This window comes from Mammaliicoccus sp. H-M34, from assembly GCF_022386495.1.
GTDB lineage: Bacteria > Bacillota > Bacilli > Staphylococcales > Staphylococcaceae > Mammaliicoccus > Mammaliicoccus fleurettii.
In genome coordinates this window covers 32,101-50,052 of record NZ_JAJNIK010000005.1, presented here as the reverse complement: position 1 = coordinate 50,052, position 17,952 = coordinate 32,101, and the positions used below count along the sequence as shown (strand labels likewise).

Here is a 17,952-nt window from a genome sequence, read left to right as displayed (position 1 = left end):
AACTTATTGAAAGAAATGCACTTTTCTAGTATTCTTAATATAAATTATATAGCAAAGCTTATTCAGAGAAGTTAAGGGATTTGGCCCGATGACACTTCAGCAACCGGTCGTTTAAGATACGGTGCTACTACCAACGAGTTTACTCGCATAATAAGGATGATGAGGACTTCTTACTTCTTTAACGAGTAAGAAGTCTTTCTATTTAATAACAAGGAGGTTCTAATATGCTTATTTCTCGAGACACAGGTTTAGTTGAACTAGGACATTTCGAAACAGAATCTGGTGAAGTGATAGATAATTTAAAGCTTCAATATGAATATGTAGGTCACAAAGGACAGCCTTTAGTTGTTGTTTGTCATGCTTTAACAGGGAATCATCTTACTTATGGAGATGATGAAAATCCAGGTTGGTGGAGAGAAATTATTGATGGTGGTTATCTTTCAATCAATGATTATCAGTTTATAACATTCAATGTGATTGGTAGCCCTTATGGTTCAAGCTCTAGATTGAATACGCCCGACTTTCCTGAGAGATTGTCTATGAGAGATATTTCTAAAGCAAATATTTTAGCGTTAAAACATTTTGGCTACGAAAAAATAGATGTATTAATAGGTGGTTCTCTAGGTGGAATGCAAACTTTAGAAATGCTTTATGACGGATCTATTGAAGTTAAAAAAGCTGTTATATTAGCAGCTACAGAGAAGACCTCATCATATAGTAGAGCGTTTAATGAGATTGCTAGACAAGTTATAAATATGAATGGACAAGATGGCTTAAGTATCGCAAGACAGATAGGCTTCTTAACTTACCGTTCAAGTAAAGATTATGAATCAAGATTTTCAGCGGATGATGTAGTGAGTTACCAAAAATATCAAGGTAATAAATTTAAAGATGTCTTCAATAAAGATTGTTATTTAACATTGTTAGATGTATTAGATAGTCATGACATATTTAAAGGTCGTGATGATGTCGAAGAAAGATTACAACAACTCGAAACGAAAGTATTAACTTTAGGTTTCGCTGATGATTTATTGTATCCAGATGATCAAGTTAGAGCTTTAGGTAGATTCTTTAAATATCATAGACATTTCTTCGTACCAGACAATGTTGGCCATGATGGATTTCTATTAAACTTTGGAGATTGGGCACCTTACGTATATCACTTCTTAAAATTACATAAATTTAAAGCGCGGTAATATCATCTAAAAAGTCACGTACGTTGTTTTAAGCGTTAAAAATCTGTAAAATAGAGAAAGATGTTTAAATTAGATTGGGAAGTGAAAAATTTGTCTTTTAAAGTCGATATAAAAGCGACAATTATTGCAATATTAGTACTAGTGCTCAGTGTGGTTGTCATGAGTCTTGTACCATATTTAGCGATTATTATATTACCATTCATTACGATACCCGGAACAATACTCTGGTATCGATCTAAACCGTCATTTTTTGTGACAGTCGTCGTGACCTTATGTGCGACCGTATTATTCAATAATGTATTTTTATTAACAGTCATGACGCTTATGATATTTATGAGTGTTTTCATAGGTCAATTGCTCGTTGAACGTACATCAAAAGAACGTATTCTATACTTAGTGACAACGTTTATGAGTATTTTAACAATAGGTAGTGTATTAATTTTACAAATTACGGGAAACCTACCTTTAACAAGCAAGTTTTTCAGTCAGTATCATGATATTTTAATTTCTTACTTTGAAATGGGTGGAAATTTAACGACTGAAATTGAAGAAACATTACAAACTTCATTAGAAATATTACAAGCAAGTATTCCTGGGTATATAGTATTATGGGTATTTTTATTAGTATTTGTTAATTTACTTGTGACATTCCCTATACTAAGAAAATTCAAAGTAGCGACACCAGTATTTAGACCATTATTTATGTGGCAAATTAATAGAAGTGTAGCTTTTGTATTTGTGATAACCGTGCTGATAAGTTTGTTTGTAACGAAAGAAAATGTTGTGATGTATGGCATAGTCACTAACTTACAATTTGTGTTAGAATGGGTTATATTTATTCAAGCATTATCGTTGTTCCATTTATTTGTAAAAGTGAAAAAACTACCTGTTGTTGTAGGAGTTTTGATATTTGTATTGGCATTTGTGTTTAAACCATTTGCGTACTTATTTGGATTGATGGATATTTGGTTTAATTTAAAACAACGCATAAAAAAGTAAATTGAGGTGAGTTTATGAACCGTCAATCAGTTAAGAAAGCCCTAATATTTCCGTACATAATTATGATGATATTAGCTTTAGTGATACTTGTATTCAGTTTTTTTAATTCTATATATTGGGCGATTATTTCGACGGTTGTTACAGTAATTCTAATTGCAGTGAGCATATTTTTTATTAGAAAGAGCTTCTTAAAATTAGATTTATATATTGGGAGTTTAGCCGGAAGAATTACTAAAAGTAAAACGAGTGCTGTCAGTGACTTACCAATAGGTGTAATACTATTAGATAAAAAAGATCATATCGAATGGATTAATAATTTTATAAATAAACGTATAGAACGAGATGTTTTAGACGAACCAATTAATGAAGTTTTTCCAAATATTTTAAAAAGATTAGAAAACACACATGAAGTAGAGATTGAAGAAGGTTCTTATAAATATAAAGTTACATATACTGAAGATGAAAAAGCTATTTATCTGTTTGATATAACAGAGTCTTCACATGTATATGAATTATATGAAAATGAAAAACCGATCATAGCGACAATTTTCTTAGATAACTATGACGAAATTACTCAGAACATGAATGATTCTCAACGTTCTGAAGTCAATAGTATCATTACACGTGTTGTAGACGATTGGTCATCACGTTATCAACTATTTATTAAACGATATAGTTCTGATCAATTTATAGCATTATTAAATAACAGTATTCTAGAAGATATTGAAACATTGAAGTTCAATTTATTAGATGACTTAAGAGATAGAACAAGAGAAATTGGACACCAGTTAACATTGAGTATCGGTATTGGTGAAGGTAGTGAGAACTTAATTGAATTAGGTGAGCTATCACAATCAAGTTTAGACTTAGCGCTCGGACGTGGTGGAGATCAAGTTGCAATTAAGAATAGTAATGGTAATGTGAGATTTTACGGCGGTAAAACAGACCCAATGGAAAAAAGAACAAGAGTCCGTGCCCGTGTTATTTCACATGCATTAAGAGATATCTTAATTGAAGGTGACAAGGTTATTATTATGGGTCATAAATCACCTGATATGGATGCAATCGGTGCAGCAATCGGTGTTTCTCGTATAGCCAAAATGAATAATTTAGAATCTTATATTGTGTTGAATGACTCTGATATTGATAGTACATTAGAACGTGTTATGACTGAAATAGACGAGAAGCCTGACCTTAAGGAAAGATTTATTACTTCAGAAGAAGCATGGCATGAAATGACACCACGTACAACACTAGTGGTTGTAGACACACATAAACCTGAACTTGTAATAGATGAGAACTTATTGAATAAAGCAAATAGAAAAGTAGTGATCGATCATCACCGTCGAGGGGAAAGCATTATATCTAGTCCGCTACTTGTTTATATGGAGCCTTACGCAAGTTCAACTGCTGAACTTGTAACAGAATTGCTAGAATATCAACCAACAGAACATCGTTTAACAAGAATAGAATCAACCATTATGTTAGCAGGTATTATAGTCGATACACGTAACTTTACGTTAAGAACTGGATCACGAACATTTGATGCAGCAAGCTTTTTAAGAAGTCATGGCGCAGATACAATTCTTTGTCAGCATTTCTTAAAGGATGATATAGATACGTACATTAAACGTTCGGATTTAATTAAGACAGTTAAACTGTTACGCAATGGTGTCGCAATTGCTCATGGAGAAGATCATCAGACTTATCACCCTGTTACAGTTGCACAGGCTGCAGATGAGTTGCTAGGCTTAGAAGGTGTGGAAGCATCTTACGTAGTAGCAAGACGATCTGAAGATACAATTGGTATTTCCGCACGCTCGTTAGGTGAAGTGAATGTACAATTAACAATGGAAGCATTAGGTGGAGGCGGTCATTTATCAAATGCCGCAACACAAATTAAAAATACATCAGTAGAGAAAGCAATCGAAGAATTAATTAAGGTTGTTGAATCAGACGAAAAAGGAGTGGAAGAATAATGAAAGTTATTTTCACACAAGACGTTAAAGGTAAAGGTAAAAAAGGCGAAGTAAAAGACGTACCAGTAGGTTATGGTCAAAATTACTTAATAAAAAATAATTTTGCTGTTGAAGCAACTCCAGGTAATATGAAACAATTAGAACAACAAAATAAACGCCAAGAAGAGTTGAAACAACAAGAAATAGATGATGCAAAAGCACTTGCAGAAAAATTAAAAGAATTAGAAGTTGAAATTTCTGCTAAAACAGGTGAAGGTGGTAAATTGTTTGGTTCAGTAAGTACTAAACAAATTACACAAGCATTAGAAAAACAACACCAAATTAAAGTAGATAAACGCAAAATGGACTTACCTAATGGCATTCATAGTTTAGGTTATACAAATGTTCCTATTAAACTTCATAATAAAGTTTCTGGAACATTAAAAGTACATGTTGTTGAAGCTTAAGTAATCCATTAAAATGGTCGGTATTTGATTTACCGACCTATTTTAATGCGTTATAATAAAAAATATTAAAAACGGAAAGGAGTAATCAGTATGGATGGTATGGATAATATGATGAATGCGAAACAAATGCCCCATAGTATAGAGGCTGAACAATCTGTTATCGGTGCAATCTTGATTGATCCTGAACTGATTAACTCAACAGGTGAAACATTAATACCTGAAGCTTTCTATCGTGCAAATCACCAACATATCTTTAGAGCAATGTTGATGTTAAGTGAGCAGAATAAAGAAATTGATTCGGTAACACTGATGGATGAGTTAGCAGCTGAATCTTTGTTAGAAGAAGCGGGTGGCCCAGCATACTTAGCTGAATTAGCAAACAATGTCCCAACAACTAGAAATATTCATTTCTACATAGATATAGTGTTTAAACATGCAGTGAAACGTCAATTGATTCGTGTAGCAGATAGTATCGCTGAAGATGGGTATAATCCAGAGCTTGATTTAGAATCGTTGCTAGGTGACGCAGAAAAAAGAATATTAGAAATTTCTGCTTCAAGAGGTACAGAAGGATTCAAAGACATAAAAGATGTCTTAAGTATAGTATTTGATAATGCTGAGCAACTAGACCAAAACAGTGGTCAAACGCCAGGAATACCAACAGGATATAGAGATTTAGACCAAATGACAGCAGGATTTAACCGCAATGATTTAATTATTATTGCTGCACGTCCTTCTGTCGGTAAGACTGCCTTCGCATTAAATATTGCTCAACAAGTAGCAACACATCAAGATCTATACTCTGTTGGAATCTTCTCACTTGAAATGGGTGCAGACCAGCTGGCAACACGTATGATTTGTAGTACGGGTAATGTTGATTCAAATAGATTGCGTACAGGTTCTATGACAGAAGAAGACTGGAGCAGATTTACAGTTGCAGTAGGTAAGCTGTCTCGTACAAAAATATTTATTGATGATACACCAGGTATTCGTATAACGGATATTCGTGCAAAATGTCGTAGACTGAAACAAGAGCATGGATTAGATATGATTGTAATTGACTACTTACAGTTAATTCAAGGTAGCGGTTCACGAAGTTCGGATAACAGACAACAAGAAGTATCTGAAATATCTCGTATGCTTAAAGCAATAGCAAGAGAATTAGAGTGTCCAGTTATCGCATTAAGTCAGTTATCTCGTGGCGTTGAGCAAAGACAAGATAAGAGACCGATGATGAGTGATATTCGTGAATCAGGTTCTATTGAGCAAGATGCTGATATTGTTGCCTTCTTGTATAGAGATGATTATTATTCAAGAGGCGGAGAAGACGAAGATGGTGAAGCAGTTGATGCTGGTGCACAAGATGATAATGGTGAAATAGAAATTATCATTGCTAAACAACGTAACGGTCCAACCGGCACAGTTAAACTGCATTTCATGAAACAATATAACAAATTCACAGATATCGATTATCAACATGCAGGAATGGAATTTGGATAAAAAAGTTTTTTAGCTCAAAGACGTACATTTATAGAACTTTCTATTATAATGTACGTCTTTTGTTTTGTGTAAAGACACTATTATTTCTTTATGTTTGTGTTTTTATAGTTAGTGATTTTGGTTTAAAACCTTTTAATTACTATGGTTAAGGCGTTTATTAGACATTGTGATGTGATTACAAAATGTAAAAAAACACTCATAACTAATGTTCGTTTTTAGTTTGCAATTTAGTTATAGGACTGATAGAATACTTAATGGTTAATGAGAAAAAGCGGAGGTGCTCACATGTCATCAATCGTAGTAGTTGGGACGCAATGGGGAGACGAAGGTAAAGGTAAAATTACAGATTTCTTAGCAGAGGATGCAAACGTTATTGCACGTTTTTCAGGCGGTAACAATGCAGGTCATACAATAAAATTTGATGGAGAAACTTATAAATTACACTTAGTACCATCAGGTATATTTTATAAAGAGAAATCAAGTGTTATCGGTAATGGCGTAGTAGTTGATCCAGTAGCTTTATTAAAAGAATTAGATGCTTTAAACGAACGCGGAGTTGAAACAAACAACTTGAGAATTTCTAACCGTGCACAAGTAATCTTGCCATATCATTTAAAACAAGATGAACTAGAAGAAGAAAAACGCGGTGATAACAAAATTGGTACAACTAAAAAAGGTATCGGTCCAGCTTATGTAGACAAAGCACAACGTATCGGTATTCGTATGGCTGATTTATTAGATAAAGAAACATTTGAAAAGCTTTTAAAAAATAATCTTGAATATAAAAATGAACTATTTGAAAAAATGTTCAATGCTGAAGGTTTCACTTTTGAAGAAATCTTTGAAACATATTTTGCTGCAGGTCAACGTTTGAAAGATTACGTTACTGACACAGCTAAATTATTAGACGATGCTTTCGTAAACGAAGAAAAAGTTTTATTTGAAGGTGCACAAGGTGTTATGTTAGACATCGATCATGGTACTTATCCATTCGTAACTTCAAGTAATCCAATTGCTGGTAACGTTACAGTAGGTGGCGGAGTTGGCCCAACATACGTATCAAAAGTTATCGGTGTATGTAAAGCTTATACATCACGTGTAGGAGACGGCCCATTCCCAACAGAACTATTTGATGAAGATGGTCATCATATCCGTGAAGTAGGTCGTGAATACGGTACAACAACAGGACGTCCTCGTCGTGTAGGTTGGTTTGATTCAGTAGTATTACGTCACTCACGTCGTGTAAGTGGTATTACAGACTTATCAATCAACTCAATTGATGTATTAACAGGACTTAAAACAGTTAAAATTTGTACAGCATATGAAATTGATGGCGTAGAAATTACAGAATACCCAGCAAACTTAAACGAATTAGAACGTTGTAAACCAATCTTCGAAGAACTACCAGGTTGGGAAGAAGACATTACAAGTTGTCGTTCATTAGATGAACTACCAGATAACGCACGTCGTTACTTAGAACGCATCTCTGAATTATGTAACGTGAAAATTTCTATCTTCTCAGTAGGACCAGATAGAAACCAAACAAACTTATTAGAAAACTTATGGAACTAAGTTTTTATATAGATAAAGTAGGAGGCAATTCAGCATATAGCTGAATTGCTTCATTTTTGTTTGGATTAGACGTATTTAGTGTTTCTGGACCGATAAAATAAAATTAGCGGTCCAGAAACGAGAAATACGGACCGATAAAATAAAATACCGGTCCAGAAATGAGAAATACGGACCGATAAAAATAAATAGCGACCCGGAAATTGAAAATACAGGCCGATAAAATAAAATAGCGACCCGAAAACGAGAAATACAGGCCGATAAAAATAAATAGCGACCCGGAAATCGAAAATACAGGCCGATAAAAATATTTATCGGCCTGTAAATTTCATAATATATTAATCACTACATAAAATTGAAATAAAAAAGCACAAGAACTCAATTTGTAAGAACTACTATGACTGTCGGCATGAATCTCGACCATCTACTATGTAACTAACAATTCTTTAGACTACCCGCTCACATAGATGTCTAAAAAAACGATAGTGTAATCATTAATTCTCATGCGTTTTTATTCAATTTGTTAATGGATTTCTCTCTTTTTAAAGCGTCCACCTTTTACTTCGCTAACATCTCCTATTGATAGGAATGCTGTATTATCTATTTCTGTAACGATATCTTTTAATTTAGATTCTTCTAATCGTGTGATTACGCAGAACACTACTTTTTTATCTTCTCCTGTATATGCGCCTTCTCCATTAAGATATGTAACACCTCTACCTAGACGGTCGTTGATTGCTTCTCCTATGTCTCGATATGTATCACTGATTATCCATACTGCTTTAGATTCATCAAATCCTTGTACTGTTACGTCAATCATCTTAGCTGCTATAAAATATGCGATAACCGAAAACATAGCTGACTCCCAATTGAATACAAAGCCTGCAGCTGTGAATATGAAACAGTTAATAAGCATCACGATTTCTCCGACTGAAAACGGTGCTTTACTACTTATCAATATTGCACTGATTTCTGAGCCGTCTAAAGATCCACCATATCTAATAACTAGACCGACGCCTAGTCCTATAATTGCCCCTCCGAAAATAGTAACTAGAAATGTCTCTTTGATAAAAGGGTCAAAATGATGTAAATAAGCAGTTGTAATTGATAAGACTGTTATGGCATATATTGTTGAAATCGTGAATGTTTTACCAATTTGTTTATAACCTAAAAAGAAAAAGGGGATATTTAGTAAGAATATAAATAGCCCGAGCTTCAAATTTGTTAAATGGCTTAAAATAATCGCAATCCCTACAATTCCTCCATCGAGTAATTTGTTTGGTACTAGGAATAGTTCTAACCCAACACCCATTAAAACACTCCCGATTGTGATAAAAATGAACCGTTTAAGGATTTCTCCTTTACTTAATTTACGGTGTCCTTTTTTAATAACTTGCGCTTGCTCCATATCATCATCCCTTTTTATTACTTCTATTTTATATTATATAAAAAATTTAAAATAAAATCTTGTCTTCTGTATAATAGTCATGCTATAATCAATCTTGTGTCTAATATAGGCCCCTTGGTCAAGCGGTTAAGACACCGCCCTTTCACGGCGGTAACACGGGTTCGAGTCCCGTAGGGGTCACCATCTAAATTAAATACATATAAGGTCCCGTGGTGTAGCGGTTAACATGCCTGCCTGTCACGCAGGAGATCGCGGGTTCGATTCCCGTCGGGACCGCTTTTAATGCTTATCGTAATAACGATAAGCATTTTTTTGTTGTTCAATTATAGAATAACATCAAACAATAGAATTAATGGACAAATAGTGTTAAATTATAGTATAGGATATCATGCACAATTGTGTGCTTGAAGATACTTATTTTCAAAAAGAAATGAGGTAAATAGCATGGCTAGAAAAATAGTAGTCGTTGATGATGAAAAACCAATTGCAGATATACTTGAATTTAACTTAAAAAAAGAAGGTTATGATGTTTATTGCGCGTATGACGGTGATGACGCAGTAGATTTAATATATGCAGAAGAACCAGACATAGTGCTCTTAGATATTATGTTACCAGGTAGAGATGGCATGGAAGTATGTCGAGAGGTTCGTAAGAAATTTGAAATGCCAATCATTATGTTAACAGCTAAAGACTCAGAAATTGATAAAGTTTTAGGTCTTGAGCTTGGTGCAGATGATTATGTAACTAAACCATTTTCAACACGTGAATTGATTGCGCGTGTTAAAGCGAACTTGCGTAGACATTATTCTCAACCTACTCAAACTGAAGATGAAGAAACAAATGAAATTGTTATTAAAGATATTACAGTATACCCGGATGCATATTCAATTAAAAAACGTGGTGTGGATATCGAATTAACACATCGTGAGTTTGAATTATTCCATTATTTAGCTAAACATATTGGACAAGTTATGACGCGTGAACACTTACTTCAAACAGTGTGGGGTTATGATTACTTCGGTGATGTGCGTACTGTAGACGTGACAATACGTCGACTACGTGAAAAAATCGAAGACGATGCATCTCACCCAGAATATATCGTTACACGTAGGGGTGTGGGTTATTTCCTACAAACTCAAGAGTAGGCTGATCATATGAATTGGCTAAAGAAATTTCAGTCCTTACACATTAAACTTGTCGTCATTTATGTTTTATTAATCATTATTGGTATGCAAATTATCGGTTTATATTTTACAAATAGCCTTGAGAAGGAACTGACACGTAACTTCAAGACGAACATTGAACAACACGTGAAACAGATTAATTACAACATAAAGAAAACGTACAATTCAGAAGATCCTAATCGGAACTTCCAAAAAGAGATACAAAGTATATTAGATGACTACGCAAACCGAACTGAAATTGATGAGATTAGGTTTATTGACCAAGATCAAATCATCGTTGCGACATCTAAAGCTACAAATCAAAATACCGTCAATCAAAAAGTAAACGATAGCTCTGTAAAAAAGGCGTTATCATTAGGCAAAGCAAATGATAAAATCGTTTTGAAAAATGATTCCTCGGATAGTAACCGAGTATGGATTAAAAATAAACCTGTTGAATACGAAGGTAAAGTTGTCGGGGATATTTATGTAGAATCAGATATTGATTCTGTATATGAACAGTTAAACAACATTAACCAAATTTTCATTATAGGTACAGCAATCTCATTATTGATCACAATTGTGCTCGGTTTCTTTATTGCGAGAACAATTACGAAACCAATATCAGATATGCGTAACCAAACTTTAGAAATGTCTAAAGGTAACTATACACAGCGCGTTAAAATATATGGGAATGATGAAATTGGCGAACTTGCACTTTCATTCAATAATTTATCGAAGCGTGTACAAGAAGCTCAAGCGAATACTGAAAGTGAGAAACGACGACTTGATTCAGTTATTACACATATGAGTGATGGTGTATTAGCGACAGACAGACGTGGTCGTGTACGTATTATCAATGAAATGGCACTTAAAATGTTAGGTTTAGAGCGTTCAGATGTAGAAGCTAAACATATACTAGACATTCTCAATATTGATGATAATTATTCATTAGATGATTTGCAGGAGAATAATGATAGCTTCATTATTGATGTAAACGAAGAAGAAGGCATAATCGCTCGTGTTAACTTCAGTACAATCATACAAGATACAGGCTTTATAAATGGTTATATTGCGGTATTACACGATGTTACTGAACAACACATTCTAGAAAATGAACGACGCGAATTTGTTGCGAATGTTTCACATGAATTACGTACGCCATTAACATCAATGAGAAGTTATATAGAAGCACTAGAAGAAGGGGCTTGGCGTGATCCAGAAGTTGCGCCAACATTCTTAAATGTTACGCGTGAAGAAACAGATCGTATGATTCGTTTAGTTAACGATCTCTTACAACTATCTAAAATGGATAGCTCAAGTGATCAGATGAATTCAGAGTTGATTGACTTTAATATGTTCATTAATAAAATTATTAATAGACATGAAATGACTCAAGGTAAGAATGTAACGTTTATACGTGATATACCTGTTAAAGGATTATTTGTTGAAATCGATCCTGATAAAATGACTCAAGTGTTTGATAATGTAATTACAAATGCGATTAAATATTCTCAAGAATCTCATAAACGTGTAGAGTTTCATGTGAAACAAAATACGTTATATAACAGAATGACGATACAGATTAAAGATAATGGTATTGGTATTCCAGTTAATAAAGTTGATAAAATATTTGATCGATTTTATAGAGTAGATAAAGCAAGAGCACGTAAGATGGGCGGCACTGGATTAGGTTTAGCGATTACTAAAGAAATCGTAGAAGCACATAAAGGTAGAATATGGGCGAATAGTAAAGAAGGTCAAGGCACATCCATTTATATTACTTTGCCATGTGAATTCATAGAAGATGAGTTTGGTGATTGGGATGCGTAATAGAGAAGTTATTAAATCTGTTATTCTCATAATTCTCGTTCTAATTAGTGTGTTTATGACATACCGTGTATGGACATTTACACCTGAATTGACTGACTTGGAAACGGATGTTAATGCTGATACACCTTCTATTGGACCTAAGATTAGTAAGCCTATCGATAGTGTGATTATGCCTTTTAGAATGATTAATCGTAATGGTACGGACGTGAAAGGGACGTCTAATATGAAAGATATCAAAAAGGTAACGGATCAAATGTTGAGTAAAGAAGTTAAGAAGGTAGATGTCTTAAGTAGCGAATCAGTTGTACAACTTGAAGATTTATCTGAACGCTATACAATTTTAGACTTCCCTGACAGTGTCCCTAGTGAAATGTATTTGAATCAAGTATTAGGTATGAATATGAGTTATTATCCTAGTGTTAATTTTGATAGAATTTTAGTAGATACGAAGTCAACAAATGAAGCGAATGTTTATTTGTTAAGTGAGAATAAGCAAAAAGCAGTAAAGCTACAGACAACGATGAAAAGTCATAAATTTGATCAAATGAATAAAGAAGTTGCGAAAGATTTAAAACCTTATACAGGCATTATTACGAATGAAACAACGACGAATGAAATTAATCAAATTTATGCACCTGAAAATGCTTATAGTATGAATGTATATCGTTATGTGTCTAACAAAATATCTGTTTCTGACTTAAATGATGTCATTCTTGGAGATTCTGTTATTGCGCGCAGTAACGAAGATCAAGTTTCAACGTATAATAATAACACGGGTATTTCTACAGTAAACGAAGAGAAGCAAACATACCGTTATACAAATTTATCCGAAGATGAAAATCAGCAAAAAGATATTTCTAAATCTATTACGAATTCATTTAAATTTATTAATGAACATGCAGGGTATACAGATGAATTCCGATTATTTAATACAGATCAAAAGACAGGTAAAATAGATTACCAAATGTTCTTAAACAACTACCCAGTATTTAATGATGATAAGTTATCTTCAATCGAAGCTGTGTGGGGTAGAAATGCTATTAATGAATACAACAGAGGCTTAATTACAACTGGTGTAGCTGTGCCATCTAAAAAAGAAGCAGATGAATTACCTTCATCTGAAGAAGTTAGATATGGTTTAGCTTCTAATGGAGAAATAGATTTCAATAAAGTTACGAATATGGCAATTGGATATGATTTATCATTACCAAATGATGAACTTGATAACTTACAAGATACAATTGAATTCACGCCAAAATGGTACATTAAATATGACGATGAATGGAAAAGATACGAGAATGGAGGGCTAGCTTAATGGATTGGAAACATGCCAAGTCACTCTTCATTATTGTGTTCATTCTAATCAACATTGGATTAGTCGTTGTTTACTTTAATAAAGTGAACAACTCGATAGTCCAAGAATCTAATGCACAATCAGAGGTAAACTTTTCAAAAGAAGGAATAGATATTCCACAGTTACCAGATTATAAAAATAAAGAAATGCAAGCTATAACAGGAAGCAGTAAGTCATTTAATGCGGATGAGCTTGAAGGTGTGTATTCATTAACTGAAAAAGACACACAGATTAATAAAGATATAAATGTAGATCTAGATAAAGATAGTAAACAAGAATCGTTCAAAAACTTTATCAACAAAGAATCTTTTAAAGGTAAAGAATATCAATATCAGAACAATAACTCGAATAAAAATAAAGTAGTCTACGAACAAAATTATGAAGATTTGCCAATACTAAATAATAGTAAAGGTCAAATCGTCTTTGAAATGGAAAACGGTAAAGCAAATAAATATACACAAACATATTTAGATAAACTTAAACCTGGTAATGGAGATAATAACAATAAGCAAAAAATTGTGAACGCTAAGACAGCTTTAGAAACATTGTATTACAACACGTACCTAAAAAAAGGTGATAAAGTAGAATCCGTGAGATTAGGTTATTACAGTGTCGTTAAAGAAATTGGAGGACAAGTACTAGTACCTTCATGGGAAGTGAAAATTAAATCCGAAGAAGACGGCAAAAGTAAAACAAAAGTATTGTACATCGATGCAATCAAACCTGAATCAACCGTACTAGAAGAATCTTAAGAGAAGCAGTAATTAAAGGAGATGAACACTTGTGATCGCAATGAGCGTACTCGCAAGTGGCAGTACAGGAAATGCCACTTATATAGAATCAGATAATGGAAGCCTACTCGTAGACGCTGGATTAACAGGTAAAAAATTAGAAGGCCTGTTTCAACAAATAGACCGTAATATCAGCGACTTAGAAGGCATCTTAGTAACCCACGAACATATCGATCACATAAAAGGATTAGGTGTGCTTGCAAGAAAGTATAAATTACCTATCTATGCCAACAAGAAGACTTGGCAAATGATAGATGATAAAGATAAAAATATACCACTTGATCAAAAGTTCAACTTTGAACCATATGAAACAAAGACATTAGCAGGTATTGATATTGAATCATTCAGTGTGTCACATGATGCAATAGATCCACAATTCTACATCTTTAATCATGACTATAAGAAATTAACAATGATTACAGATACAGGATATGTATCAGACAGAATGAAAGGTATGATACATGGAAGTGATGCATTTGTATTTGAAAGCAATCACGATGTAGATATGTTAAGAATGGGTAGATACCCATGGAAGACCAAACAACGTATATTAAGTGATATGGGTCACGTATCAAACGAAGATGCAGCACATGCTATGTGTGATGTTATAACAGGAAGTACGAAGCGTATTTATCTATCTCACTTAAGTCTAGATAACAACATGAAAGACTTAGCAAGAATGAGCGTAGGACAAGTATTAAATGAAAATGATATAGATACAAATAAAGAAGTCATATTGTGTGACACAGATAAAGAAAAAGCAACACCAATATATTATATATAAACAAAAGATATCCTCAATTTCAGAATTGGGGATATCTTTTTAGTTTGTGCACATATATACCCACAGTTATACACAACTGTCCACAATCTGTGTATAAGTAAGCAGGTTATCCACTGATTTGTCCACAATGTATATAATTCAGTGGATAAATCACAACAAAATGTATAAAAATAAACAACTAAATATTAAGAAAACATTCACAAATTTTCGATTGTTGATATAATAAGAAATAAAACTGTGTATAAGTTAATAACTTGTGGATAACTTTTAAGTTAATGAATAAAGGTGGATAATGATGAAAATAACAATCATAACAGTCGGTAAACTAAAAGAGAAATACTGGAAACAAGCCGTCGAAGAATATAATAAAAGACTAGGTGCTTATACCAAGACCGAATTAATCGAAGTAGCAGACGAAAAAGCACCAGACAATATGAGTGAAAAAGACATAGAAATCGTGAAGGAAAAAGAAGCGGATCGAATCATGTCTAAAATCAAACAAGACAGTTACGTTATTACCCTGGAAATACAAGGTAAAATGCTCACAAGCGAACAACTCAGTAAAGAAATAGATAGTCTGATGACAAGAGGAAACTCACACATCACATTTATCATCGGCGGATCAAACGGATTACATAGCAAAGTATTACAACGCAGCAACTACGCACTATCATTCAGCAAAATGACATTCCCACATCAAATGATGAAAGTCGTGTTGATGGAACAAGTATATAGAGCATTTAAGATAATGCGAGGGGAAAGTTATCATAAGTAGGTGGGAATTATTAGTTATAATGTTTAATAGTGATATGAGAGGACTGATTAAATGATTAGTGAAATTATACTTCCGCAAGATCGATTTTTAGATGTAAGGCTTACAAATCTGAAACGAAAAAACTTTATTTATGGGAAAAATGGAACTGGAAAAAGTTCAATTACACATGAAATTCTGAAGCAGTATTCAGAAAGTCATACTGTTCTTGTATTTCAAGGATTTCAAAGTGTTATTGCAGAAAATGGTAAATTAAACGCAATATCTTTGGGAGATAAAAATTCAGAATTGCAACCTCAAATTGATAGTCAAAATGAACTAGTTAAGAAATTGTATGAAGACTTAACGTATTTAAACGAAACCAATGACAATACTTTAGCAAAATTAAAAAAATCTAAAGAGAAAAGTAGAGAGTTAGAAAGAAAAGTTGAAAATTTTTACAAAAAAGCAGCTAGCAGGATAAAAAATGAGCACTCGGAATGGACAGGTATAAAATATGATAAAAATGATTTTGAAAAAGATATTAATTTTTCTAATTCCTTGAGTGATAAAGAAATAATAGAATTAAAAAAAAATGAAAAGCAAACTACTATGGATAATATAAAAAGAACTTATATCAATGATGTTAAAGCTGGAGACTTTTTAGATTCTGTAAATCACATTATTACAGTGAATATTACAGAGTCAGCAGTTTTAAACTTTCAATCAAAAGAAAAGAGGAATTGGGTAAAAGAAGGATTGTATTTACATAAAGAAGGAGAACTATGCGCTTTCTGTGGTTCAAAAGTAAATAAGAGACGATTGGAAGAGTTAAATAGCTACTTTAATGATGAAATGAAAGGGTTAGAAAAAAAGATAGATGATGAAGTATTGAAAATTAATAATAAAAAAATAGAAGTGGAAAATATCAAAAAAATAGATAGTAACAACTTTTATCCAAATTTTCATTCTGAAATAGATAAGCTAAATTTAGAAATAATGGATATAAAAGATAATTATACTAAATATTATGAATTGATGCTTCAAGCACTTAAAGAAAAAAAAGAGAATATTTTTTTACCTTTAAAAAAGTTGATAATAGATACTCCTTCTGATTTTAGTGGAATAATACAAAAAAATAATGATTTATTTGCAAAAAATCTACACTTTAATGATAATTTAGAAGAAATAAAAAAAGAGGCACAAAGGAAACTCAAACTCAATGAAGTATCAAGGGAACTTAATGAAAACGATTATTTCGAAATGAAAAAGAAACTTGATGAACTTCAAAACCATGAAAAAGAAATGCAACAAAATTTTGATAATCAACAAAATAAACTATCAAATGAGGAGCAGAAGTTGAAAGAATTGATATCCAAAACAGTTGATGAAAGTAAGGCCGCAGAGAATATAAATAAGTTTTTAATAAATTTAGGAAATCAATCTTTTACATTAATTAATGTAAAAGAAGGTGAACAAAAAGGGCAATATAACATAAAAGGTCACGATAATGTACCTAGGGATATTGAAACATTGAGCACGGGAGAGAAAAATATAGTAGCATTTCTTTGGTTTATTTCTAAATTAGAAGATAATGATATAGAAACCAAAGATAACACAATAATTATTTTTGATGATCCGATGAATAGTAATGATGATACAGTACAATATTTAATAATCACTGAACTTCAAAAATTACTTAGGAACATTGGAAAAAGGCAAGTATTTATTCTTACACATAATGTACATTTTTATTTAAATACTAGATATCAATGGTGGAATGGTTCTTCAAAGTCTAATTACGATAAAACTACTTATCATTTAATTAAAAATGGTGTTAAGACTCAAGTTAGTCGTATAGACAATAAAGATGATGATTTGAAAACTAGCTATGACTCGCTGTGGTCTGAAGTTAAATGGCTTAATAGTTATAAAAAGCCAGATATGATGCTAAATCCTTTAAGGAGAATCTTTGAAACATATCAAAAATTTAATAAAATAGAAGATATGTTTTACAATGATACTGAGGCCAGTAAATTATTTAATGTAAATTCTCATTCAATAGATGATTTTGAGGCAGATTTAAATGGTAAAAACGAAGTAGAACTTATGAATAAAGTAAAAAGAATATTTTATGATTTAGGTGCAGAAGAACATTTTAATCATTATTGGAAATGA

The 17,952-nt window shown here is 32.6% G+C and carries 14 protein-coding genes, 2 tRNA genes and 1 riboswitch; of the genes, 15 read left to right on the top strand and 1 reads right to left on the bottom strand.

Features of this window, described 5'->3' with window-relative positions:
- Positions 1-55 precede the first annotated feature (55 nt).
- Positions 56-157, top strand: a riboswitch (SAM riboswitch).
- A 67-nt stretch (positions 158-224) separates the two neighbouring features.
- The 6 genes from metX to LQ608_RS08040 all read left to right on the top strand — a co-directional run bounded on the left by metX (position 225) and on the right by LQ608_RS08040 (position 7,692).
- Positions 225-1,196 carry a homoserine O-acetyltransferase MetX gene (metX, locus tag LQ608_RS08065; RefSeq protein WP_208144362.1) on the top strand — a complete coding sequence of 324 codons (972 nt, stop codon included), beginning with the start codon at positions 225-227 and terminating at the stop codon, positions 1,194-1,196.
- A gap of 81 nt (positions 1,197-1,277) precedes the next feature.
- On the top strand, positions 1,278-2,195 hold the full coding sequence (locus LQ608_RS08060) for a DUF2232 domain-containing protein (RefSeq protein WP_239751302.1): 918 nt from the start codon (positions 1,278-1,280) through the stop codon (positions 2,193-2,195).
- A 14-nt stretch (positions 2,196-2,209) separates the two neighbouring features.
- Positions 2,210-4,174 carry a DHH family phosphoesterase gene (locus LQ608_RS08055; RefSeq protein WP_115336937.1) on the top strand — a complete coding sequence of 655 codons (1,965 nt, stop codon included), beginning with the start codon at positions 2,210-2,212 and terminating at the stop codon, positions 4,172-4,174.
- Entirely contained in the window at positions 4,174-4,620 is a 447-nt protein-coding gene (gene rplI, locus LQ608_RS08050) for a 50S ribosomal protein L9 (RefSeq protein WP_078357207.1), read from the top strand. Before LQ608_RS08055 ends, rplI begins: the two co-directional genes overlap by 1 nt.
- A gap of 99 nt (positions 4,621-4,719) precedes the next feature.
- Positions 4,720-6,120 (top strand): replicative DNA helicase, encoded by a 1,401-nt coding sequence (dnaB, locus tag LQ608_RS08045; protein ID WP_174221873.1) that lies wholly within the window; start codon positions 4,720-4,722, stop codon positions 6,118-6,120.
- 285 nt (positions 6,121-6,405) lie between these two features.
- Positions 6,406-7,692: an adenylosuccinate synthase gene (locus LQ608_RS08040; protein WP_078357209.1), complete on the top strand. Its 1,287-nt coding sequence runs from the start codon at positions 6,406-6,408 to the stop codon at positions 7,690-7,692.
- Positions 7,693-8,212: 520 nt separating this feature from the next.
- Here LQ608_RS08040 and LQ608_RS08035 read toward each other — a convergent pair.
- Complete coding sequence (locus tag LQ608_RS08035) at positions 8,213-9,097, bottom strand: YitT family protein (protein ID WP_078357210.1); 885 nt, start codon at positions 9,095-9,097, stop codon at positions 8,213-8,215.
- A gap of 108 nt (positions 9,098-9,205) precedes the next feature.
- Here LQ608_RS08035 and LQ608_RS08030 point away from each other — a divergent pair.
- The 9 genes from LQ608_RS08030 to LQ608_RS07990 all read left to right on the top strand — a co-directional run bounded on the left by LQ608_RS08030 (position 9,206) and on the right by LQ608_RS07990 (position 17,952).
- Positions 9,206-9,280: transfer RNA gene (locus LQ608_RS08030), tRNA-Glu, on the top strand.
- 20 nt (positions 9,281-9,300) lie between these two features.
- Positions 9,301-9,373, top strand: a tRNA-Asp gene (locus LQ608_RS08025).
- A 168-nt stretch (positions 9,374-9,541) separates the two neighbouring features.
- Entirely contained in the window at positions 9,542-10,243 is a 702-nt protein-coding gene (yycF, locus tag LQ608_RS08020) for a response regulator YycF (protein ID WP_078357211.1), read from the top strand.
- 9 nt (positions 10,244-10,252) lie between these two features.
- A complete protein-coding gene (walK, locus tag LQ608_RS08015) occupies positions 10,253-12,094 on the top strand; it encodes a cell wall metabolism sensor histidine kinase WalK (RefSeq protein ID WP_078357212.1) in 1,842 nt (613 codons plus the stop codon).
- Positions 12,087-13,409 (top strand): YycH family regulatory protein, encoded by a 1,323-nt coding sequence (locus LQ608_RS08010; protein WP_239751164.1) that lies wholly within the window; start codon positions 12,087-12,089, stop codon positions 13,407-13,409. The genes walK and LQ608_RS08010 overlap by 8 nt, the downstream gene beginning before the upstream one ends.
- Positions 13,409-14,200 carry a two-component system regulatory protein YycI gene (locus LQ608_RS08005; RefSeq protein ID WP_239751162.1) on the top strand — a complete coding sequence of 264 codons (792 nt, stop codon included), beginning with the start codon at positions 13,409-13,411 and terminating at the stop codon, positions 14,198-14,200. Before LQ608_RS08010 ends, LQ608_RS08005 begins: the two co-directional genes overlap by 1 nt.
- A 40-nt stretch (positions 14,201-14,240) precedes the next feature.
- Positions 14,241-15,023 (top strand): MBL fold metallo-hydrolase, encoded by a 783-nt coding sequence (locus tag LQ608_RS08000; protein ID WP_239751300.1) that lies wholly within the window; start codon positions 14,241-14,243, stop codon positions 15,021-15,023.
- Positions 15,024-15,318: 295 nt separating this feature from the next.
- Positions 15,319-15,798, top strand: coding sequence for a 23S rRNA (pseudouridine(1915)-N(3))-methyltransferase RlmH (gene rlmH, locus LQ608_RS07995; RefSeq protein ID WP_239734614.1), 480 nt, complete (start codon positions 15,319-15,321; stop codon positions 15,796-15,798).
- Between the two features lie 51 nt (positions 15,799-15,849).
- A complete protein-coding gene (locus LQ608_RS07990; protein ID WP_239751161.1) occupies positions 15,850-17,952 on the top strand; it encodes an AAA family ATPase in 2,103 nt (700 codons plus the stop codon).